At 42.0% G+C, this 22,552-nt stretch carries 17 protein-coding genes and 1 pseudogene; 15 read left to right on the forward strand and 3 right to left on the reverse strand.

Translation table 11 applies throughout. From position 1 onward, the window contains the following. Positions 1 to 166: 166 nt before the first annotated feature. Complete coding sequence (locus tag ACFFAP_RS04385; RefSeq protein WP_375510079.1) at positions 167 to 4,150, reverse strand: PAS domain S-box protein; 3,984 nt, start codon at positions 4,148 to 4,150, stop codon at positions 167 to 169. A gap of 1 nt (position 4,151) precedes the next feature. Then, complete coding sequence (locus ACFFAP_RS04390; protein WP_375510080.1) at positions 4,152 to 4,406, reverse strand: helix-turn-helix domain-containing protein; 255 nt, start codon at positions 4,404 to 4,406, stop codon at positions 4,152 to 4,154. A gap of 480 nt (positions 4,407 to 4,886) precedes the next feature. On the opposite strand from ACFFAP_RS04390, the gene ACFFAP_RS04395 reads away from it, so the two are divergent. Beyond that, positions 4,887 to 5,912 carry a 1-acyl-sn-glycerol-3-phosphate acyltransferase gene (locus ACFFAP_RS04395; protein ID WP_375510081.1) on the forward strand — a complete coding sequence of 342 codons (1,026 nt, stop codon included), beginning with the start codon at positions 4,887 to 4,889 and terminating at the stop codon, positions 5,910 to 5,912. Between the two features lie 12 nt (positions 5,913 to 5,924). On the opposite strand, the gene ACFFAP_RS04400 is transcribed toward ACFFAP_RS04395, so the two are convergent. Continuing rightward, positions 5,925 to 6,386 (reverse strand): GNAT family N-acetyltransferase, encoded by a 462-nt coding sequence (locus tag ACFFAP_RS04400; RefSeq protein WP_375510082.1) that lies wholly within the window; start codon positions 6,384 to 6,386, stop codon positions 5,925 to 5,927. A 477-nt stretch (positions 6,387 to 6,863) separates the two neighbouring features. Here ACFFAP_RS04400 and ACFFAP_RS04405 point away from each other — a divergent pair, with 477 nt between their 5' ends. The 14 genes and pseudogenes from ACFFAP_RS04405 to ACFFAP_RS04470 form a co-directional block, all read left to right on the forward strand. Then, the gene (locus tag ACFFAP_RS04405; RefSeq protein ID WP_375510083.1) at positions 6,864 to 7,355 is read left to right on the forward strand and encodes a hypothetical protein; all 492 of its coding nucleotides are present in this window, start codon (positions 6,864 to 6,866) and stop codon (positions 7,353 to 7,355) included. 224 nt (positions 7,356 to 7,579) lie between these two features. Beyond that, positions 7,580 to 7,906 carry a DUF6464 family protein gene (locus ACFFAP_RS04410; RefSeq protein ID WP_375510084.1) on the forward strand — a complete coding sequence of 109 codons (327 nt, stop codon included), beginning with the start codon at positions 7,580 to 7,582 and terminating at the stop codon, positions 7,904 to 7,906. A 562-nt stretch (positions 7,907 to 8,468) separates the two neighbouring features. After that, the gene (locus tag ACFFAP_RS04415) at positions 8,469 to 9,719 is read left to right on the forward strand and encodes an ABC transporter substrate-binding protein (protein WP_375510085.1); all 1,251 of its coding nucleotides are present in this window, start codon (positions 8,469 to 8,471) and stop codon (positions 9,717 to 9,719) included. A 7-nt stretch (positions 9,720 to 9,726) separates the two neighbouring features. Further along, entirely contained in the window at positions 9,727 to 10,677 is a 951-nt protein-coding gene (locus tag ACFFAP_RS04420) for a branched-chain amino acid ABC transporter permease (protein WP_375510086.1), read from the forward strand. A gap of 14 nt (positions 10,678 to 10,691) precedes the next feature. Continuing rightward, positions 10,692 to 11,294: a Uma2 family endonuclease gene (locus ACFFAP_RS04425; protein WP_375510087.1), complete on the forward strand. Its 603-nt coding sequence runs from the start codon at positions 10,692 to 10,694 to the stop codon at positions 11,292 to 11,294. 49 nt (positions 11,295 to 11,343) lie between these two features. After that, on the forward strand, positions 11,344 to 12,303 hold the full coding sequence (locus ACFFAP_RS04430; RefSeq protein ID WP_375510088.1) for a branched-chain amino acid ABC transporter permease: 960 nt from the start codon (positions 11,344 to 11,346) through the stop codon (positions 12,301 to 12,303). Positions 12,304 to 12,353: 50 nt separating this feature from the next. After that, on the forward strand, positions 12,354 to 13,145 hold the full coding sequence (locus ACFFAP_RS04435) for an ABC transporter ATP-binding protein (RefSeq protein ID WP_375510089.1): 792 nt from the start codon (positions 12,354 to 12,356) through the stop codon (positions 13,143 to 13,145). A 420-nt stretch (positions 13,146 to 13,565) separates the two neighbouring features. Continuing rightward, positions 13,566 to 13,934, forward strand: a complete 369-nt coding sequence (locus ACFFAP_RS04440; RefSeq protein ID WP_375510090.1) for a hypothetical protein — start codon at positions 13,566 to 13,568, stop codon at positions 13,932 to 13,934. Positions 13,935 to 13,952: 18 nt separating this feature from the next. Continuing rightward, on the forward strand, positions 13,953 to 14,534 hold the full coding sequence (locus ACFFAP_RS04445; RefSeq protein WP_375510091.1) for a helix-turn-helix transcriptional regulator: 582 nt from the start codon (positions 13,953 to 13,955) through the stop codon (positions 14,532 to 14,534). A gap of 184 nt (positions 14,535 to 14,718) precedes the next feature. Continuing rightward, positions 14,719 to 17,442 (forward strand): TonB-dependent siderophore receptor, encoded by a 2,724-nt coding sequence (locus ACFFAP_RS04450; RefSeq protein WP_375510092.1) that lies wholly within the window; start codon positions 14,719 to 14,721, stop codon positions 17,440 to 17,442. Positions 17,443 to 17,648: 206 nt separating this feature from the next. Then, positions 17,649 to 17,825, forward strand: coding sequence for a hypothetical protein (locus tag ACFFAP_RS04455; protein WP_375510093.1), 177 nt, complete (start codon positions 17,649 to 17,651; stop codon positions 17,823 to 17,825). 59 nt (positions 17,826 to 17,884) lie between these two features. Further along, positions 17,885 to 18,868, forward strand: coding sequence for a helix-turn-helix transcriptional regulator (locus ACFFAP_RS04460; protein ID WP_375510094.1), 984 nt, complete (start codon positions 17,885 to 17,887; stop codon positions 18,866 to 18,868). A gap of 137 nt (positions 18,869 to 19,005) precedes the next feature. Next, entirely contained in the window at positions 19,006 to 20,553 is a 1,548-nt protein-coding gene (locus ACFFAP_RS04465) for a TonB-dependent receptor plug domain-containing protein (RefSeq protein WP_375510095.1), read from the forward strand. A 30-nt stretch (positions 20,554 to 20,583) separates the two neighbouring features. Then, positions 20,584 to 21,633: pseudogene (locus ACFFAP_RS04470) on the forward strand (TonB-dependent siderophore receptor); the annotation flags it as partial. Positions 21,634 to 22,552: the final 919 nt, after the last annotated feature.

The following is a 22,552-nucleotide window of genomic DNA, read 5'->3' on the forward strand; positions in this document are numbered from 1 at the left end:
GTGTTTCTCCCTCAGGTACATAAACTCGTCTTAGAATTGGCTTAAGCCCTAAGCGTTAGCGAGTCTTCGAGCGTCTGTTCATCTTCGCACCACAATTGAATTTCCGCTTCCGGGTAGACGGTTTGAAGCTCTTCAGAAGATAACTTACACAAAGTCATTTTGGAGTCTAAAAGGATCGTAAGTTAGTTTGCAGATCGCTACAACTACAAATAAGGTTAGCGATCGCTCGAATTAATTTAGCTGGCTCTACTGGTTTGGTGATATGCTGCTCAAATCCGGCAGCAATTGCTTGTTGATAATCAACCTCAGCTGCATAAGCTGTGAGAGCGATCGCTGGAATTGTCCCTCCTTGTTCTGGTGACATGGCTCTGATTTGACGCATCAGCATATAGCCGTCTACTTCCGGCATTCCAATGTCGCTTAACAGCAGATTTGGCTGGAACTGAGGCATGACTCGTAATGCTTCCACAGCCGATGCTGCTTGAATTACTACCGCGCCAGACTGCTCCAGAATGAAAGCAATTAACTCTCGCGTATCACGCTCATCATCTACAAGCAGAACTTTTACCCCATTTAGATCAGGCGAATCATCAGGTTGTTGCTCACTCTCGTGGCTATTTAGATAAATCTTGATCAGCGGTAGCATGACTGTAAAGGTTGCTCCCTGTTCTTCGCGCAAACTTTCTGCCTGAACTGTACCGCCATGTAGCTCTACAATGTGACGAACAATAGCTAATCCTAATCCCAGTCCGCCGAATTTCCTGGTAGTTGCACCGTCAGCTTGTCGGAAGTAGTCAAATACATAGGGTAAAAAATCTGGGTTAATTCCCTTACCTGTATCACTGACTCGAAGTTGAGCCTGAGAATCAAGTGACTGTAAATTGATTTCTACCTGTCCACCTTGGGGTGTAAACTTAATCGCATTGGAAAGTAAATTCCAGATAACTTGTTGCAAGCGAGCTGAATCACCGGTTACTTGGCCGATGTTTGGTTCAAGGACAGTGTTAATCTGAATCGATTTGGCTTCAGCCGCTAGACGTACAGTTTCTATTGCTGCTGCGATCGCAGTTTCCAGATTCACAGAAGCAATATTCAGACTGAGTTTACCTTGCAAAATGCGAGAGACATCCAACAAATCTTCAATTAGTTGCGTCTGAAGCTTGGCATTGCGCTCAATGGTTTCCAGGGCGCGAGTGGTGGTTGCTTGATCATACTTTTTAGTTTGCAGTAACTTCGACCATCCCAGGATCGGGTTTAACGGTGTGCGAAGTTCGTGGGAAAGAACCGCCAAAAATTCATCTTTGATTCGGTTAGCTTGGACTAATTGCTCTTTTTGCTGGTGTAACGAATCCATCAACTGAGCGCGTTCCAGAGCAACTGCCACCTGATCGGAGGTTGCTTGCAGCAGGGCAATTTCCCCAGAAGTGAAGTGGGTACGGGTGCGACTGGCAAAGGAAAGGACACCAAGCAGCTTTCCCTGAGCAATTAACGGTTGACCAGCATAGGCTGTGATTCCAAAAGGATGAAGGATTTGGGCATTTGGATGGCTAGAGTGCAGCACATCATTGACGACAATTTGATGGCGTTCTTGCGCTACTAGTCCGCACATCCCTTGATTAAATTCCAGGTATTCAATTGCTTGAAATACTTCATCAGTAATGCCGTTCCAAGCTACTAACCGAAATTTCTGCTTATTTTCGTGCGTCTCAATTAGATAGTGGAAGTAAAAGTGCAAATCCATCTGCGCCGAGAGTTTACTAAACAAGCTGTTCATTAAATCCAAGGGGCGCTCGGTTGAAAGCAAATCACTGGTTGTTTCAGAGAGCAGTTTGAGTCTTTCACTGCGCTCTTGCAAGGCAAGTTCAGCAAGCTGGCGTTCACGAAGGGCGCGTTCGCGTTCGGTGATGTCAACTGCAACCCCTCCTACCAGGCGTTGCCCAGATGCATTGGCAATCGGAAACTTATATACTAAAAATTCGCCGAGAGTGCCATCTGTGCGTGGGGCAGACTCGATGGTTTCAACAACCTGATTCGTGTTGGCAACCATTCTAATGTTATCGAGGAAGGGTTGAGCGATTTGGGCTGGGTATAGATCAAAAATATTTTTATTAATCGCCTTTGTTGCTACATGGAATGTATTTAGATAAGTGGGGCTGAGGTAAAGTACACGTCCGTCTACATTCGTAATCCATGCTGCGGCTGGAATATTGTCCATAAAAGCTTGAAATTGCTCTTGACTCTGACTTAGCGCTTTTTTAACTTCCTGGAGATCGCTAATATCAAGAATGAATGTAACTGAGTTCTGCCGAGATTCTCCTAACAGAGAGTAACCAACTACAACCGGCACACTAGAACCATCCTTGCGAATGCATTCCTTCTCATAGGGTGTACAGGTTCCCTTCGCGGTTGCCTCGGCAATAGCCAGTTCATCTAAATATTGGTACTCAGGAGACGTGATATCAGTCCAGCGTAGTCTGCCTGCCTGGATATCTGCTTGGGTATAGCCCACAATTCGCAAGAACTCGTCGTTAGCTTCAGTGATGCTACCATTGACATCACCAAAGAGAATGCCAACTATATTCGCTTTCACAAAACTCCTGAGGCGTTCTTCACTTGCTTGGACTGCCTTCTCTGCTTGCTTGCGTTCGCTGATATCTGTAGTGCTGCCAACTAAGCGGACTGGTTTTCCATCACCATCCCGTTGCACTACTATTCCCTGATCCAATATATAGATGTACTGATTATCCTGGTTGCGAATGCGATACTCGGCAGCATAGCGATCGCCATTTGCCAAAGCGATCGCTGCCTCTTCTTCTAGACGTTGCAAATCCTCTGGATGGACAAGCTCACGCCACCAATTACCTGTTGGTTGGGCAATGTCGAGGGAATAACCCAAAATTCTGGTTAACCCGTCGGTTCTTTCAACGGTATCCTGCTTTATATTCCAGTCATAAATGAGACAGTTGACCGCAGCAGATGCTAACTCAAAACGCTCGTTAGCTAATCTCAGACGTTCCTCTTTCTCCCGCAAAGTTTGTTCTACTTGCTTGCGTTGGCTGATGTCACGGAAGAAAATGTCAAGACCATCTTCACAAGGGTAGGCGTGAATCTCCAGCCACAGGTCATACTTGGACGGGAAGTAGTAGTGATGCTCAAAGTGGACGGGAATCTGTTCTGCCATCGCCCGCCGGTACTGGCACTCTACATTAGTGCCTACTGATAAGGGCCATTCCTCCCAGTACGACTTACCAATCACCTCTGTCCGGGATTTGCCGTTAATTCGCCCTGCTTCGGCATTTTGGTAGATGATTCGCCAATCCCGGTCTAAAGTAATAAATGCATCACTCATGTTTTCCAGAGTGCGTCTGTTCCGCTCATTGGCTTGCTGTAATGCCGCTTTTGCTTGTTTGCGTTCGCTCAAATCAACAACGAAGCCAATGACCGTTTCTTGCGTATCTCCCAGGACAACAGAACCGAGCAGAACGGGAATGCGATCGCCATCTTTGCGGATATATTCTTTCTCAAAGGGTTTACATACTCCGGTCGTTCTAAGTTCTTCTACTGAACACTCACTTAAAAGAAGATACTCGTGTGGGGTAATCTTACGCCAGTTCATTTTGTTAGCGGCAAAATCTTCTCGCGTATAGCCAACCATCTTCAGAAAAGCATCATTGGCTTCCATGATCGAGCCGTTGCTCATATCAGTTACCATAACTCCAATGATGTTGGATTCTGCCAATCGGCTAAACCGCATTTCGCTATTTTGCAACAATTTTAGGCTTGTTTCTGCCTTGCGTCTGGCAGTTCGTAACTCTGAAGAGAGGGCGGTAATTAAGAAGGATACTAGTGAGAACGAGGTTAATCGTACCAAGACGTTCGGGCTGAGAAAATCGAACGAGTAGACTGGCTCGATCAAAAAATAGAGCGCAGTTGTAACAGAAAGAGCGATCGCTAGTACTCCAAGTCTCATGCCACCATACCAGGCACTGATTGCCACAGCAGCATAAAAAAATGTAAATACGCTCGGATCGAAGACTGGCAACAACAGTCGCGTCAGCAGTAACGCCGCTATGACTGCCAGAATCATCACGCTGTATGTTAGTAGCCAAGAGCGCATCATCAAACTTTTTTCGAGTACTTTCACCATCATCTTAAGAGTCCTGCCGCTGCTCCGCTTTTAGAAGATACTCGTTCAGTAGTCTTTTGCCAGGTTCGCCCATCTTCTGTAACATTTCTTCAATTAGCTTTAGTGCCATGTGTGAAGGCGTTGTAGATCCGTTCTCCCAGCGATTAACTGTTCGCAGGGAAACTCCCAACTTGGCTGCAAACTTTTCCTGAGAGAGATCAAGCTGCTGCCGAAGTTCACGGATTAAATTTGAAATTTTTAGTGACTTTCCTAGTTCCATAATAGGAAGAGTAGGACAGGTGTCTTGCCATTTGTCTCCAGCTTGAGGAAGAATTTAAACTGTCATTAGTTATTATCAATTTCATCTTTTGGCTAAATACCAATATTAGTTATCAGTCTTCATTAAGTACTGTTCACTGATTTAAGTCTCCACCATATTTTTGATAACTGTTAACTGTTTTAAGGTGATGCCACAAAAAATTGTTGAGACAAAACAACTATATTAGCTAACTATAAAATAAAAATTAAGTTTTCTCAGGTGCGTGATGCCAAAATAGTATACTTATAGAATTTTGACAATTTAGATAAAATTACTACTGATATATTGGATACATAAGTTTAAGTTTTATCTAATACTTTGCATTTACAAGTATTTCCAAATCATGTAGTTAATTTTACTTCTAAGGTAATATCCCAATGGCAAAGCTATAAAGCTATAATAAGATTTAAATAAAGTTTTTGCCTAATTCATATCATTGTTTTGATTAATCAACACTCTGAAAACCTCCTAAATACTCAACTGGAAAATGCACCAGGTGAAGGCTATATATTTAGCTGGTTTGATTGGTTTTGTCTTTGGTATCCTCCAGGCTGGCTAATTTTATTCAACCGTCATTGGCAGCACTATCATACGGATTCAGACGGTTGGAATTGGCCAGAATATGGATTATTTTTAATTCCTGGCGGATTTTATCTGGCGCTGCTGAGTCGTTGGTTGCGTCTTGGTTTTCGTTCACCCCGAACAGAAGTTAGTGAATTTGATCCCAAATATCAACAAGCTTTTCGCAAAGAAGTTCTCGGCCCCATCGTCAAATACTATTTTCGTGCAGAATTACAACAAGTCGAAAACTTGCCGCAAACAGGGCTATTAATTGTGGCAATGAACCACGCAGGGATGAGCTTTCCTTGGGATTTTTTGACTTTGGGTTATTTATTAAGTGAAGCTAAAGGATGGGTGGTACAACCATTAGCAAGTCCAGCATTATTTGAGCATCCTTGGATGATTTGGTGGTTGCCACCTAAATGGTCGCAGGTTTTGGGTGGTGTGCGAGCCGAATTAGATGATTTTGAAACAGCGATCGCCCAAGATAAAATTGTCTTATATGCACCTGAAGGTATCCGCGGCCCTTTGAAAGGTTGGAGGAGACGCTATCAACTAGAAAAGTTTGATGTGAGTTTTATTAAATTGAGCGATCGCTATCAAATTCCTATTCTGCCAGTAGTTTGCATCGGTAGCGAATCTTTACATCCTTGGGCTGTTAATTTCAAAAAATTGCAACGACTAGTCAAATTACCATTTTTGCCTATCTCGCCTTTAATGCTTGCCTTAATTCTGTTTCCTTCAATGGGAATTTGGGCAATGAGAACTCGGCTGCATTACTTTATTCAACCTTTGGAACCAGTAGAATTGCATAACCATTCAAACAAAGGGCGTAACATAACTTATCGGCAGGCACAACAATTACGAGAAAAACTGCAAATTCAAATTAATCAGTTATTGAAATAAATTTAAAAATTATTAAATTGATTTTTCCATAATAAAATTTATCAGTTTTTGCCCTCTACGTTCTACCTCTTGCTGCTTCACAACAATAAAATTCTGGCTTTCAAAAAAAGGTTTAGCTGTAATACTGGCTTCTGTAAATAACTTTTCAATTCTCAAAGACTTTGCTTTTGATTCAAGCTGTTCTAAGATTTTATTACCAATCCCTTTTCTTTGAAAATCTTTATGACAGTAAAAACGGTCAATGTGTCCATTAGGCTCTAATTCCCCAAAACCAATAATTTTACCCTGCTCCTCTGCTACATAAGTAAACTTACTTGCTAAACCTTTAATCCAAACGTCAATATCCATATTTGCTGGTGCCCAAGCATCTACTTGTTCTTGTGTGTAATCGTAAATATTCACTTCATGAACAGTATCGTAAAACAGTTTCATAATTTCTTCGGTATCAGCTATTTCGTATATTCTTAATTTCATAAATAAGATAATTAATTACAAATAACTCTACTAGAAATATTATTACCCCTGGCGGATCTACTTCAGCTTACAAATGCAGTCATTTTCGCTTATAGCGGTTCTCACGGAACCCCTCCCCGCTCTTCGAGAGCAGGGTGGTTTCATACAAAAAAAGAAAAATACATAAGTCTTGACTTCTCATGTATAACTATAGATTTTGATCCCACTTTCATTCCTCTTCCCGTTGGCGTCAGCCTGCCGTTAGGCAAATGGAGAGAGGCTTTAAAACCCAGTTTTAGTTTGTTTCTCTCGTTGTATGAAAACACCCTGTCTCCCCGCTCTTCGATAGGGGGCTACAATCTACTTCATTTGATTAGGAAAAGCTATATGCAGCAGAATTTCTTAGATTAAACTTCGTATACACACAGTCTTATAGTACAAAAATACTAATTAACTGCTAAAATGCCTTAAAAGTCAGCTAGCCTTGCTTGAGGTAGTATGAAAAAAATCCAAGACACGGACAAAAAGCCCATTTTGCTGTTCCAGCCTACATCTGTAATTACTGCTATAGTGCCACTGCAACCCCAAGAAAAAATCATCAGTGAACGGGAGCGTTTTATAACACAAGTCGAACGCATCAATCAGATAGCGGGAGAGTTAGAAGCAGCGATATTGGAGTTGAAAGCGATCGCTAACACACTGAATACTCAAAAACGTTGCCCATTCTTGATAAAGGAGCTATGCAAAAATATTTGTCAGTATTTCGCAGTTAGGGTGCCTTGGGTGAAACGAAAGTCTAACGAATCATTTATTTTGACAACGCGAAAAGTTGATTTACTCCGAGCCGAAAGGGAAGCCGCACTGCTAGCACAGCAACTTCGTCAGCAAACCAAAAAAAGATTAGCATCGCAGCGACACAGAAAAAACAAGAATGGGGCTAAGGCTGACACAAAACACTTTTTCAAAAAGGTATTAGTCAACAAATCTTAAAATTATCAATATTCAACGGCAGATCACCCCTGAGGTTGTAACAGTTATGCTGATTAAAGTGGCAGAAGGAAATTCTTCCTCAAAATTACTCACTACACTGCCATTGCTAATTGCTACCAACTGTGGTAGTAAATAGGCAAAGCTGCCCTAATATTTGCACTTCCCTAAAACCAGAGTGCAACATCAGGGACAATCAATCAGCGCATAGAAGAGGTAAAAAGAAGGTGTTAAAGACACTTTTAGTGATTGCCGTTGGTTTTTTACCGTCCCTGATTTCTCTGTGGGCGATCCGCAAAACCCATGCGCGATCGCGCCTACGACTCAGACAAGCAGCCATGAATTTTCGACCGATACGGGGACGACAAAACGTCAGACCTGTAGAAGGCGATCGCTATTATTTAGAAGGTGTGGGTTATCTGATTGGCGATATCAGCTGCAAATTTAATGCCCGATCTGGCTACATGCGTTGTGCTGTCAATCCCCAAGGCCCATGTAATGGTTGTCGTCACTACGAACCTAAGGAATTAGCTGGTAGTGAAAAAAGGTCTTAATAAGTTTTACCTGCCTAATACTCAAACGATCTCAAATTATTAAAGAAGGGGAAGAGGATAACTGGGGAGAGTCAGTTCTAAAAGTTAGAGAAATCAGTTACAAGCCTTTACATTATCCAGTTCAAACTCATAATCTTCGTGCGATAGAACTGCTATTATCAGCCGTTGCATCAACACTGATCGAATTAAACTCTACTAAAGTAAACTTTAGGTAAAACTTTGTTTATACCAGAGTTTAAGTCTGAACAAATCATGCATCAACTTAGTCTGATACTCCGCCGTTATTCGGCTGCATAAGTTAAGACACTTAAGTTTGACTCGAACATCTGACACCTGAGGGCGCTCATGTTTAACGATTCCCAAGTTTTACCTGGGAATGGTAAAATTATGGCTAATTATAATTTGTATTTACAAACACTTTGAATATTTGTCTTTGCATGGTCAAATAAGAATGATTTAATATAATTCGTGCAAAAGTGGAAATCTGCGTAATTTGTTTGCAGATGATGAAAATTACTATTAGCTTTTGCCGAATATCTAATAACTACATGATTATCTAACGATGAAGAACGCGATCGCTCAGACAACAGCATTATTATCAACTTGCGCTTTGCTACTAACAGGCTGTGGTGGTGGCGGTGGCTCTGTGACAAATTCTCCAACTAGTACCACCACAAATAACACTACAACTAACACCGCCCAGACAACGACTACATCAGGTGCTATTCCCATCGGTATTGCCTTAGCACAAACCAGCAACGTAGCATTACTTGGTCAAGAGGGATTCGTAGGAGCCAGAATTGCCGAGAAGTATTTCAATAGTAAAGGTGGTATTAATGGCACTCCGATTAAATTGGTAAACCAAGATACTAGCGGTGATGAAGCTGGAGCAATTAACGCTTTTCAAACTTTAATTAACAAAGATAAAGTTGTCGGTATTGTTGGGCCTACTTTGTCACAGCAAGCTTTTAGTGCTGACCCCATCGCCGAACGTGCTAAAGTCCCAGTTATTGGCGCATCAAATACCGCAAAAGGAATTCCAGAAATCGGTGATTATGTAGCTCGTGTATCTTCCCCCGTCTCTATAGTTGCCCCTAATTCACTAAAAGCTGCACTCAAGCAAAATCCTCAAATTAAAAAAGTGGCAGTTTTTTACGCCCAAAATGATGCATTTAACAAATCAGAAACGGAGATTTTTCAAACAGCAGTAAAAGAACAAGGGCTAGAATTAGTAACAGTTCAAAAGTTTCAAACTACTGATACAGATTTTCAAGCCCAAGCTACCAATGCAATTAACTTAAAACCAGATTTAGTAATTATTTCGGGACTAGCTGCTGATGGTGGTAATTTAGTGCGACAACTGCGAGAACTGGGTTATAAAGGCATAATTATTGGTGGTAATGGTCTAAATACACCAAATGTTTTATCTGTGTGTAAAGCACTTTGCGATGGTGTGCTGATTGCTCAAGCTTATAGTCCTGAATATACTGGTGAGATTAATAAGGTATTTCGCCAAACTTATATTGAGCAATACAAGAAAGAACCAGCCCAATTCACCGGTCAATCTTTTGCTGCGGTGCAGGTGTATGTTGAAGCTCTTAAAGAGTTGGATAAAAAAACCAAAATCAGCACATTACCTCTTGATAAACTGCGGACAGAATTGAACAAGCAAATACTAGCTGGAAAGTATGATACTCCTTTAGGTGAAATTGCTTTTACACCAGTCGGTGATGTGATTCAAAAAGAATTTTACGTTGCCCAAATTAAGATGGATAAAGATGGAAACACTGGAAAGTTCGTATTTATAAAATAGTTGCAACATGGATATAACTCTATTTCTGCAACAATTTTTGAACGGATTATCTATCGGTAGTATCTATGCAATTTTTGCATTGGGCTATACCCTAGTTTATTCTATTTTGGGCATCATTAATTTAGCTCATGGCGCGATTTTTACTTTGGGTGCATATTTCACTTATGCACTCATGGGTGGTAACTTTGGATTTAACGGCTTGCTAGCTAATGCAGCCTTTCCGATAAAATTACCATTTGTTATAGCCTTAATTTTAGGAAGTACCTTGGCGGGATTTGTAGGGGTAGTGATGGAACGGGTTGCTTTTCAACCTTTGCGCCGTCAAGGATCTGATCCCTTGCTAACTGTTGTTTCTAGCTTAGGGGTAGGAGTGGTAATTGTAAATTTAATCCAGTATTTAGTAGGCGCAGAAAGTTACACATACCCCGCAAATACTTACGGTAATTTGCCACCTGCGATTAATTTTGGTAGTCCAGATAATCCGATTCCTATTCGTAGCGTTCAGGTGGTAATTTTTGCTGTATCAGTGGTGATTGTGGCAATTCTTACCTATTTTATCAATCGGACTAAATATGGTAAGGCAATGCAGGCGATCGCAGAAGATCCAACTACAGCTAGTTTGTTAGGAATTAATAGCGATCGCTTTATCATCCTAACATTCTTCATCAGCAGTTTTTTAGCAGGATTAGCAGGAACTTTAGTTGCTTCTAGTGTTAGTATTGCTGGGCCATATTTCGGCATTGCTTTTGGTTTGCGGGGTTTAGCAGTAATTGTCTTAGGTGGTTTAGGTAGTATTCCCGGTGCAGTAGTGGGAGGCTTAGTAATTGGATTAGTCGAGGCGTTTGTTCCTTCGGAATTCTCTGGATATAAAGACGCAGTAGCCTTTGGAATTTTGTTTATCATGCTATTAGTTAGACCCCAAGGTTTGCTAGGGCGGCGGTTTATTCAAAAAGTTTAAATAGACGTAGCACTATGAAAACATACATTAGACAAAAACTAACTTTCGAGCAATTTTTAGAACAGTGTCCAGAAGAAGGTTTATATGAACTTGTAGATGGAGAAATTGTAGAGGTGCGTGCAACCAGAAATCATGATGATGTCGCTGACTTTATGGCTGACTCTTTCAAAGATGAAATTAAACGTTTAAATCTGAATTACGTAGTAAAAAATACAGCAGTCTTTAAAACTATAACTGCTAATGGAATAGAGCAAGGGCGCAAGCCTGATGTAAGTGTCATAGATAAAGATAAATGGCGCTCAAATCGTTCTGCTTATGCTGCACTTGAAGAACCTATCCAGTTAGCTGTAGAAGTGACATCAACTAATTGGGAAGATGACTACATTGATAAATTGGATGAATATCAACGCTTAGGTATTACAGAATATTGGATTGTAGATTATTTGGCAATTGGACTAAGAGAGTATTTAGGAAATCCAAAAGTTCCGGCTGTGTTTGTTTTTCTCTTAGATGCTGAGGGAAAATACCAACGGACGCTGTTTAGAGGTTCAGAACGGATTGTGTCACAAACTTTTCCTGAACTGGCGCTGACAGCAGACCAAATATTAACAGTTTAATAGGTGAGAATAGTGATAGTTTGATTAAGCTTAATCACAATGTTTGAAAATGACTGATTTTTTAGCTACTTACGGATCTCTAATTGTCTCTATGGTATTAGGGGCGCTAGTAGGGTTATCGCTTTACTTACCGCTAATGACAGGACAATTATCTTTAGCTAGTCCAGGATTTTATGCTTTAGGTGGGTATATTGCAGCAATTTTATCTACCAAAGTTTTTACATCTAGCAGTACTTTATTTCCTATTCCCTTGTTGTTATTGGAGATGTTAATTGCTGGGATAATTTCTGGTTTATTGGGTGTAATAGTGGGAATTCCAGCGTTGAGATTGCGAGGAATTTATTTAGCGATCGCTACTATAGCTTTTGTGGAAGTTCTGCGCGTCGTCTCTCTCAATCTAGATATTACAGGCGGTGCTGTTGGAATTTTTGGCATTCCTCAACCTTTCCAAACACAAATTGAATATTTATGGATTGCTCTGCCTTTACTATTAATTAGTATGATACTGCTTTATCGTTTAGAACGCATCCGCGTAGGAAGGGCTTTTATCGCTATCCGCGAAGATGAATTAGCTGCGGGTGCAATGGGAATTGATCCTACTTATTACAAAGTTTTGGCGTTTACACTAGGGGCTATGCTTGCAGGGGTTGTAGGTGCAATTAGCGCCCACTTTCTCAACACCTGGAATGCTCGTCAAGGTACTTTTGATTCCAGTATTATATATTTAACTTTTGTTTTGATTGGTGGTTCGAGAAGTTTTTTAGGCCCAGTAATCGGAGGTATGCTGTTTACAGCCTTACCAGAGATTCTGCGAAGTCTCGCTGATACTGGTGGTTTACCTAATTGGTTAGCACAATTTTTACGCGATGGGAGATTAATTATTTTTGGCTTACTAATAGTAATAGGTACAATCTTTTTCCCCCAAGGGCTAATTACTCCAGATATTTTTCAAAGACGGAAAATCAGGAATAAACGAACCGCGAAGGACGCAAAGGACGCAAAGGAATAAGATTTTAGAGAGTTATTGCGTAAGTCCTATATTCATAATAATATGCAAAAATGTCACATAGTATTCCAGAAACTAACAGCAGTATTGTTTTAGAAGCAAGAGCATTGACTCGTCGCTTTGGTGGTTTAGTGGCGGTAAATAATGTATCTTTTAGTGTAAAGAAACATGAGATTTTTGGACTGATTGGCCCTAATGGTGCTGGCAAAACAACACTGTTTAATTTGATTACTGCCTTCATTCCACCTTCTAGCGGTCAATTAATTTATCAAGATGCAGAAATCTCCCAACTGCGTCCTCATCAAATTGCTGCTTTAGGTGTCGCCCGTACTTTCCAAAACATCCGCTTGTTTGGGGAATTATCGGCGTTAGAAAATGTGATAATTGCTCGGCATTTACATACTAAAAGTAATATGATTGCAGGAGTTTTGGGATTACCACCAGCGCCTAGTGAAGAATTGAAAACTAAGCTAAAAGCTTTAGATTTATTGGATTTAGTGGGATTAAGCGATCGCGCTGATGAAAAAGCCAAAAACTTTGCCTATGGCGATCAGCGTCGGCTAGAAATTGCCCGTGCTTTAGCATTAAAACCGCAAATTTTACTTCTCGATGAACCTGCGGCGGGGATGAACCCCAACGAAAAGCAGCAACTCAGTGAATTTATCCGTAGCCTGCGCGATCGATTCAATTTGACGATCATCCTGATTGAACACCATGTACCATTGGTTATGGGTTTGTGCGATCGCATTGCTGTGTTAGATTTTGGGCAATTGATTGCATTGGGTGAACCATCAGTTGTCAGAAATAATCGGGCTGTAATTGAAGCTTATTTGGGAAATGAATGATATCTGATGAGTTGTCTTAAACTACAAAACTTTCTGGGGAATACCACCGGAAATTTTGTATGTATTCTTCAGACTTATACCCTTAAGTTTGTCACCAAGTTTGTGATGTGGTGGTATCGCAACAAGGGAAAAAGAAATACATTTCACAGAATCAATTTTTGATACAGCCGCACATGGGAGAGTTCATCTGGTGTTAATCATTTTAAGGATATCTGCACTCTGTGACATCAGCATCTGCGATCGCAGATTGTAGAAATACAGTTGAGAAAAATTTGTAATTGATTATCCATCTGTAATATTTGTCTCAGTTTTAGAGAAATTTCTCAATAATTTCTCTAGAGGCTGCAACATTTTCAATCAAAAGTGAGGGGAAAATTGCGGTAAATTATTGATAACCAATATCATTAATTAATACTAATTATGACAATTACCTTGACGGAGAAAGAGCAGTGTGAACTTTGGGAAGAAGCCCAAATGAACAGCCTGCAAAACCCAGAGCCTGATGAATTTATTTATCAAGTGCCCAGGCAACTCGGCAAAGGCTATGTGCGAGAGATTGAAGTGTATCCCAATCTCTGGCTTACAATTAGTGACAGTGAATATCACGATGATGTATTGGTGAAAATTCCTCAATCAAATCATCCACTGCAATTTGGTGTCTATGTTTTAGGAATTTATGCAGACAATACACTTATCTCTGGTGCTGGTGTTCAACGCTCACGGACTTTCGAGAATCTAGAATTCCAACGGAATGTGGATATTCAGATTCATATGCCACCTGAGCTATAAGGAACTTTTTTCCCAACAATGGACGGCGAAATTCCTTCTCAATTCAGCCTACTAGCAAAGGGTGATGATTGGCAGATAATGCTACAGCCCAAAAAGACAGCTGCTATCAACTGTGTGGCACAGCAAATCATTAATTGTCCCTATCAAGGAATCAGCAAGCGGATGTTTTTGCAGACAAGAGTGCCAGAACTGATGAGGTTGCAATTAACTCCCCTCTTGGCAGAGCAAGGGAGACTGCAACAGCCGCCACGATTAAAGGCACAAACTATCGCCCAGATTCATTATGCCAGGGAAATTTTACTCTCCCGTTTGGAGAATCCGCCATCGATACTGGAATTATCGCAGTTGGTGGGAGTAAGCGATCGCACCCTGCAACGTGGATTTCAGGAACTGTTTGGCAAAACAGCATTTAGCTACCTGACAGAAAAACGTATGGAATGGGCAGAGCAGTTATTGCGTCAGGGAAACATGACTATTGCTGAGGTTGGTAACCGCATTGGCTATTCTAACCTGGGACACTTTGCAGCTGCTTTTAAACGCAGATTCGGGATTACACCGAGTCAAAGTTTAATGGGGAAAAAGTCGGTTTCGGGATCGTGATGCGGTTTTTGAGTAGACACAGTTGCCATTAATTCTCTATACTCAGCTTCATTGAATTAGAAACGATTTGCACTAATCCATTTTTGGTCTGAAAAACTGGATTCATATTACCTGAGAACTCTGCTTCAACAAGCAGGGAACAGATTTTCGTGTCTGTTCTTACAAGTGGCAAGTATTAAAGGGTATGACTGCAAAGCGGATTAATTGGGCAAAGTTCTGCAAGCTGGTGTCAGGAGTTGTGATGAAACGTTGCTGGTTATTTGTTAGTGTGCGACTGTGGTTTTTAGTTAGTCTATCGGGATGCTTGAGTACTGTTGCCATTGAACCTGGATGGGCAGAAATTAAATCAACGGTTGGGAAGCAGGAAGTTCAAAGCCAGGAAAATATAAAACTGCTGACTCGAAAAATTCAACAATTGAGTGAAGTTGAGCGCCCCAGCACTAGCGCTAGAATGCTAGTACAGTCGCCAGTACCAAATAACCCTCCTTCTCAAAGAAGTTCAGTTGTACCGATTACTGGAGTTAAAGCCAATCCCACTCCCCAAGGCGTAGAGGTGATTTTAGAGACACCTGTTGTCACTCAACTGCAAGTTACAAATCGCAGTACGGGTAATAATTTTATCGTTGATGTATCTGGTGGGCAGTTGCGTTTACCATCAGGCGATGCTTTTACATTTCGTTCGGAGAAACCGACTGCGGGAATTACTGAAATAACAGTTATAAATATCAATGAAAATACTGTGCGAGTGACGGTGGTGGGTGTTGCGGCTATACCAACAGTTGAGTTATTTGATGATGATGCAGGTCTAGTTTTTGGTATAACTTCTGCTGCAATTGCGACATCTCCCACACAACAGCCACAACAACAGCAGCCAGTAAGTGAAACACCAACACAGACACCATCAGCACAGGGTGATGAGCCGATTGAATTAGTCGTGACAGGTGATCTTGACGGCTATCGCGTACCTGATAGTAGTGTGGGCACCCGAACTAACACACCGTTGCGTGATATTCCCCAGTCGATTCAGGTCATACCGCAACAGGTGATTAAAGACCAGCAAGCAACTCGCCTAACAGACGTGTTAAAAAATGTGTCGGGTGTTGTAGTAGGAAGTCGAAGCCCTCGCGATCCTCTCAATATCTACAGTATTCGCGGCTTTAATGCTTTTTCAGACACTCTACTCAATGGGGTACAAGACCGTTCAATCGGGAGTGTCGGGTTTGGCTCAAATATTGAGCGGGTTGAAGTACTCAAAGGGCCCGCTTCAGTTCTATTCGGTCAAGGCGGACTCGGCGGTAAAGTCAACTTAGTAACGAAGCAACCATTACGCGATCCTTTCTACTCCATGGAAACTTCTGTTGGTAGCTACAATACCTATAGCGGTGCAATTGATTTATCTGGTCCGTTGAATGACAGTAAAACGGTGTTGTATCGCCTGAATGCTTCTGTTGGATCGAACGAAAGCTTTATTGATTTCTACAATCAACAGGAATATCTAATTGCACCTACTGTAAGCTGGCAAATTAGTGACAGAACAAAGCTGACCCTAGAAGCAAGCTATTCTGATGCAGAGGGACCCTATGATTTTGGGATACCAGCACAGGGAAGCGTACTGCCTAACCCCAATGGCAAAATTCCTCGTAATCGTTTTCTGAGTGAGCCTGATTTGAATAACGCCTCTAACGGTGCATTTCGGATTGGTTATAACTTTGAACATCGCTTTAGTGAAAATTGGCAAGCGCGGAGCGTTTTTCAGACTTCTTTGTTTCGCCTGAGACGAAATATTGTCGCTCCTTTCGGATTACAAGATGATTTGCGTACCATAGATAGAGGCGTTGAGGATTTTGACTACGATGAAAATGCTTATAATCTAGACAATTATGTGGTCGCTAAGTTGACAACAGGTAGTATTAAGCATGAGCTAGTCGCTGGATTTAACTTGAATAAAACTGACACTAATGCCGAAGCTCTTTTCAATCGCACTACTCCTCTCAATGTTTTCAATCCTGTGTATGGAACTGCTACACAAGCAACTCTTCCAGATTTTGCTCTCAAAAATACGATCCAACAATTAGGTTTTTACCTTCAAGATCAAATTATTCTAGCAGAAAACTTAAAAGTAATTTTGGGTGGACGCTTTGACATTGCCAATCAAAAGTATGAAGATTTATTGAACCAGACAACCGACTTTAACCAAGCAGAAGCTTTTAGCCCCCGTGTTGGCATTGTTTACCAGCCGATTAAACCGATCTCACTCTACGCCAGCTATAGCCGTTCATTCAGTCAGGGGCTATATACATTGGGTGCAGCTCCACCGGAACCAGAGCGAAGAACGCAGTATGAAATTGGGGTTAAAGCAGATTTGACACAGCGATTAGCTGCAACCTTGGCATTTTATGATTTGACTCGCACAAATCTACCAATCTCAGATCCAAACGATCCTCGATTAACAATTCTAGTTGGGGAACAGCGCAGTCGTGGGATTGAATTTGATATTTCTGGCGAAATATTACCGGGGTGGAACATCATTGCTGGCTATGCTTACACTGATGCAGTAATCACAGAAGACGACGACTTACTAGTAGGTAATCAACTGAATAATGTGCCAAGACATGCGCTCAACCTTTGGACAACTTATGAAATTCAATCCGGCAGTTTAAAAGGATTAGGTTTCGGTGTAGGAGCCTTTTACTACGGCGATCGGCAAGCCGACTTAGGCAACACGGTTGAGTTACCTAGTTATGTACGTACAGATGCAGCTATTTATTATAAGCGGGATAATTACCGAGCTGCGATCAATATCAGGAATTTGTTCGACACTGATTATTTTGTCTCTGCACAAAACGTAAATCGGATTATACCTGGCGATCCCCTGACAATCCAGGGCACAATTACCTGGCAGTTTTGAGCAAACACCGTGGGTATCTTACGCTTCTATCCTTGAGATGAAGCGTATGTTGCAATTGCGACTTATCCATCACAACAACCGGAACCTGAGCAGCCAGATCCATAACTAAGGGTATGTCGGGTGCGATGTCTTCGACGGGCTATGACGCTCGAAGACTCGCTAACGCTTCGCTATCGGCGTCGCCTTTTTGGAGTACTAACTAGGATATGTGCAGGTGCGATTCTCCTTTGGAGACGCTACGCGATCGCCAGCTATTTAAGAATGAGTTACGAAAAAATTTGAGCGATGCCTACGGCTGGCTACGCCTACGCGTGGCTTGTGTGGTGACTGAAAACTGCTATAAGCGATACTTTCTCTACGAGATGCTACGCGTAGCTCGGTAAGCTCTACTAAGGCCAGACTAACATATAATTAATGATAAATTTTATTATTATCATTAACCATGACCATTACCCTAACGCCGGAACAGGAAAGAGACCTTTGGGCAGAAGCTAAACAAAATAGCCAGCAAAACTCCTCAGAGCCATTTGAATCTTATTCTCAAATACCCAAGCAACTAGGCAAAGGATATAGCCGAAGCATAGAAGTGCATCCCCAAGTGTGGCTGGGGATTTGTAACTACGAATACTACGATGACATACTAGAACCAGGCTGTGAATGCGTTCACCCTTTGGAATTTGCTGTTAATATTTCAGGAACAACTATAGATGAATTTGGAGGGCAATTAGGAGAAGGATACACACTCATTTCAGGTGGCGGCATTCAACGAAATATGACTTTTTTGGCTTCTCAAGCACAGGTGGGTATTGGCTTGTGTATGCCTGTTGAGTTGTTAGCAACCTTTTTTCCTATAGGGGACGGAGAAATTCCACCGCAACTACGTTTTTTGGTAAAAGGTAACGAGTGGCAGACATTGCTCTACCCAAAAACTACAACAGCAATACAGACAGTGGCACAGCAAATAGTCAACTGTCCCTACCACGGGATGACGAAGCGTTTGTATTTACAGGCGAAGGTGCTAGAGTTGATATCGTTGCAACTTGCCCCCTTCTTAGCTGAACAAGGTGGACTGCAACCACAACCGCGATTTAGAGCTGGAACTGTTGAGCGTATATACCAAGCAAGAGAAATTTTACTCTCTTGCCTAGCTAATCCACCATCATTATTAGAATTAGCACAACTTGTGGGAGTAAGCGATCGCACCCTTCAACGTGGTTTTCAGCGACTCTTTGGTACTACCGTATTTGGTTACTTGACAGATAAACGCATGGAGCGAGCAAAACGCTGGCTCAGAGAAGGAAATCGCACAGTCCTAGAAGTGGCAATTATGACTGGTTACTCCAATCCCACACACTTTAGTGTTGCTTTTAAACGTAAATTTGGTATCTCTCCGAGTCAGTGTTTGTTGGGTGAAAAGTCTGTTTGACGATGATTAGTTCTGTATTGGGGTAGACGCGACTCATCCAATTCCTGTAATCTACATTTCGAGTTTATTCAGAAACCTTCTCAACAAAAAGGGTTTTGGTTACTGGAGTGTGGGGTATTATTGTGAGAAGTCAGCAGTTGTCGTCTATTATTTGGCTATGGTTGGCGATCAGTTTTCTGCCAATGTTTATGGCAGAATCTGTACGGGCAGAAGTGAAACAAAATTCGCAAACAGTAATTACAAAAATTAAGTCACTGAGCGAAATGGAACGCCCAGCCACCAATGTTAGTGGGTTGTTTTCTCAATCGTCAACCCCACAAGCAACACCTCCAAGTGAAGTTGTGCAAGTGACGCAAGTGAAGGCAAATCCCACTGATAAAGGTGTAGAGGTGATTCTACAAACTAGCAAAGGGGAACAATTACAAGTTACTAATCGCACTGCTGGTAATAGTTTTATTGCTGATATTCCCAATGCCCAGCTGCGCTTACCTTCAGGTGAGGCATTTACATTCCGTTCTGATAAACCACTTGCGGGAATTAGTGAAATAATAGTCAATAATTTTGATGCCAATACTATCCGAGTGACAGTCATAGGTGAGGCAAGCTTACCAACAGTCGAGTTATTTGACAGTGATGAAGGTCTGATCTTCGGGTTGACAACTGCTGCATCTACTGCACAGCAGCCACCCCAAACACAACCAACACCTCAAGTAGAGCAGGCAACAAACCAAACCCAGCCACAGCAACCATCGGCAGAAAGTGATCAGCCAATTGAGTTGGTGGTAACAGGGGAACAAGATGGATACAATCTACCAGATGCGACCACTGCAACCAAAACCGATACACCCTTGCGCGACATCCCACAATCAATTCAAGTTGTACCCCAACAGGTACTCCGTGATCAACAAGTCACCCGCTTGAACGATGCTTTAAGAAATGTTCCGGGTGTGATTACAACATTGGGATCAACTGGCAATACCGAAGAAAGTTCATTTACCATTCGGGGCTTTGATAGTGGGACTATTCTCAGGAATGGTCTGGCAGATCCTGTGGGTTCACGCTCACTGGAACTCTCTAATATAGAGCGAGTGGAAGTCCTCAAGGGTCCGGCTTCAGCTCTGTTTGGTAATGGTAGTCCCGGTGGCACAATCAACTTGATTACCAAGCAGCCCCTCTCAACTCCTTACTATGCCCTTGAAGCAACGGTTGGAAGTTACAGCTATTATCGGGGCGCTGTGGATCTGTCTGGACCTTTAAACGATGACAAAACAGGGCTGTATCGACTGAATGTGTCTTATAAAGATGCAGGCAGTTTTATCGATTTTGCTCATGATAAAAATCTACTGATTGCGCCAGTTTTGAGTTTTGCAATTGGTGAGCGAACAAAGCTAACTCTGGAAGGAGAGTACATCAGTGCAGACACCAATCGATTGTTCCTACCAGCCGTCGGCACTGTACTACCTAACCCAAATGGGAAAATACCACGCAACCTGAACACGAGTGGACCTAACAAGAATGACAATTATGTTCATGAAGACATTGGTAGAATTGGATATAGCTTAGAACACAAATTTAGTGACAACTGGTCATTAAAAAACGCTTTTCGGGCAACATTTTATCATTTTGAAACCAGTGCTTTTCTACGTGATGGTACTCCTCTCGTGGAGAACCGAATACTAAATTGAGAATTTAATCAAGGAGAGTTTAATGACGAGGCTTACAATCTGTTAACAGACATCGTTGGCAAATTCTCAACTGGCTCCATTCAGCATCAGTTGTTGTTTGGATTTGACCTGAGTAGATTCTCTTATGAATCTTTATTTAGGAATGCTAATGCAGCACCCATTGACCTGTTTAACCCAGTCTATGACCAATCCATTGGTGAAACTACCAGTACTCCAAATAATTCTTCTCTAACAGAGGCACTTGGTATTTATGTCCAAGATCAGATCGCGCTGAGTGAGAATCTGAAGTTGCTGTTGGGTGTACGGTTTGATGCCTTTAAACAGACAGATGGAGATTTGGTCGCAAACACCGAAAGCAGCCAGTCAGGAGATGCGTTTAGCCCTCGTTTCGGTATTGTCTACCAACCCATAGAGCCAATTTCACTCTATGCTAGCTACAGTCGCTCGTTTACCCCAGCGATTGGACGTAGCTTTGATGGCAGCACCTTTGAACCAGAACGTTCCACGCAGTATGAAGTCGGGGTTAAGGCAGATTTGAATCAGAGAATTTCTACAACACTTGCTTTCTATGATCTGACTCGCTCCAATGTCTTGACTGAAGACCCAATTAATCAAGATTTTTCGATTCAAACAGGTGAGCAGCGCAGCCGAGGTATCGAATTCAACATTGGGGGTGAAATCTTACCCGGTTTGAATGTGATTGCAGGTTATGCTTACACGGATGCCAAAATCACCGAAGACGAGACTTACACACCAGGTAATTACCTGAACAATGTACCAAAAAATAGTTTCAATTTGTGGACGAAGTATGAAATTCAATCTGGTAGTTTCAAAGGACTCGGCTTTGGTTTGGGATTATTCTATGTAGGCGATCGCCAAGCAGATTTAGAGAATTCCTTTGAACTCCCGAGCTATTTTCGTACTGATGCTGCCATTTTTTATAAACAAGGACAGCTCCGCCCACAGGTCAATTTCAGAAATTTGTTTGATGTGGATTATTTTGAGTCTGCTCGTGACCTTTTGCGTGTTTATCCTGGTGAGCCGTTCACGGTGCAGGGCACAATTTCGTGGGAGTTTTGACCTTCTCTGTTTTAATGATTTTGTAGACTTACAGGTGAGATGTCACTAGTACAACACGGCGTAAATAAACCAGCCCTTCGGGTTCGGCAGTTCCTCATGGGGGGAACCCCCAAGACCGGACTGCCTCACCATTCCAAATCAACGAAACGCTTACACTGTATACCTGTTTGAATTTTGAATGAGTGAATTCCGCCTTGCGGTACTAGGGTGGATGAGTGGATGAGTGAGGAGGCGATCGCTTGCTTTAATCACACTGATTCTTCCTACACAATAGGCCATGTCTCTTGACTCGCCAAGTCAGCGTCTACGCAATCAAGCAAAAATTAACAATTCCGTACACGCTCTGGGGTTGCCAAAGGCATCGCTCAAATAATTCGTCAGTTTTGGCGTTGTCCGGAGGGGTTGCCGTAAGCATCGCTTATACCATTTCTTTGTAAGGCTGCGCCAAATTTTCTTTCTTCTTTGTGACGGCAGTCGCTCATGGGGGAAACCCCCAAGACCGCGCTGCCTCTCCTTTGCGCCCTTTGCGGTTCGTTCCTCATATAGTTTGGCGCTTCATACAGAATTGGTATTACTACAATCGCGCTCTTGTTCTTCATACACTTTTAGGCGATGTCTCTTGACTCGCCGAAGAAGCGTCTACGCTTTGTATAGCAAAGTGCTGACTTATGAGTAAAAACCCTGTTTTGTCAAGGCTTTGAGCGCTCAACACTGTCCTAGCATTAGTGACTACAGCTATATCAGTTCAACTCTTGCGTTCGCCCTACAGCCCTTCGAGCATCCTACGGCAGGCGTTGGCAAAGCCATCGCTTTCGTGTTTAATAAAAGCAAATTTGCTAAGTTCCTATATTGAATTCGGGTAGGCGTTGATTGAATTCGGGCAGTCGTTGATTGAATTCGGGCAGTCGTTTATTGAATT

The organism is uncultured Nostoc sp., assembly GCF_964245575.1.
In the GTDB taxonomy this organism is placed as follows: Bacteria; Cyanobacteriota; Cyanobacteriia; order Cyanobacteriales; family Nostocaceae; genus Nostoc.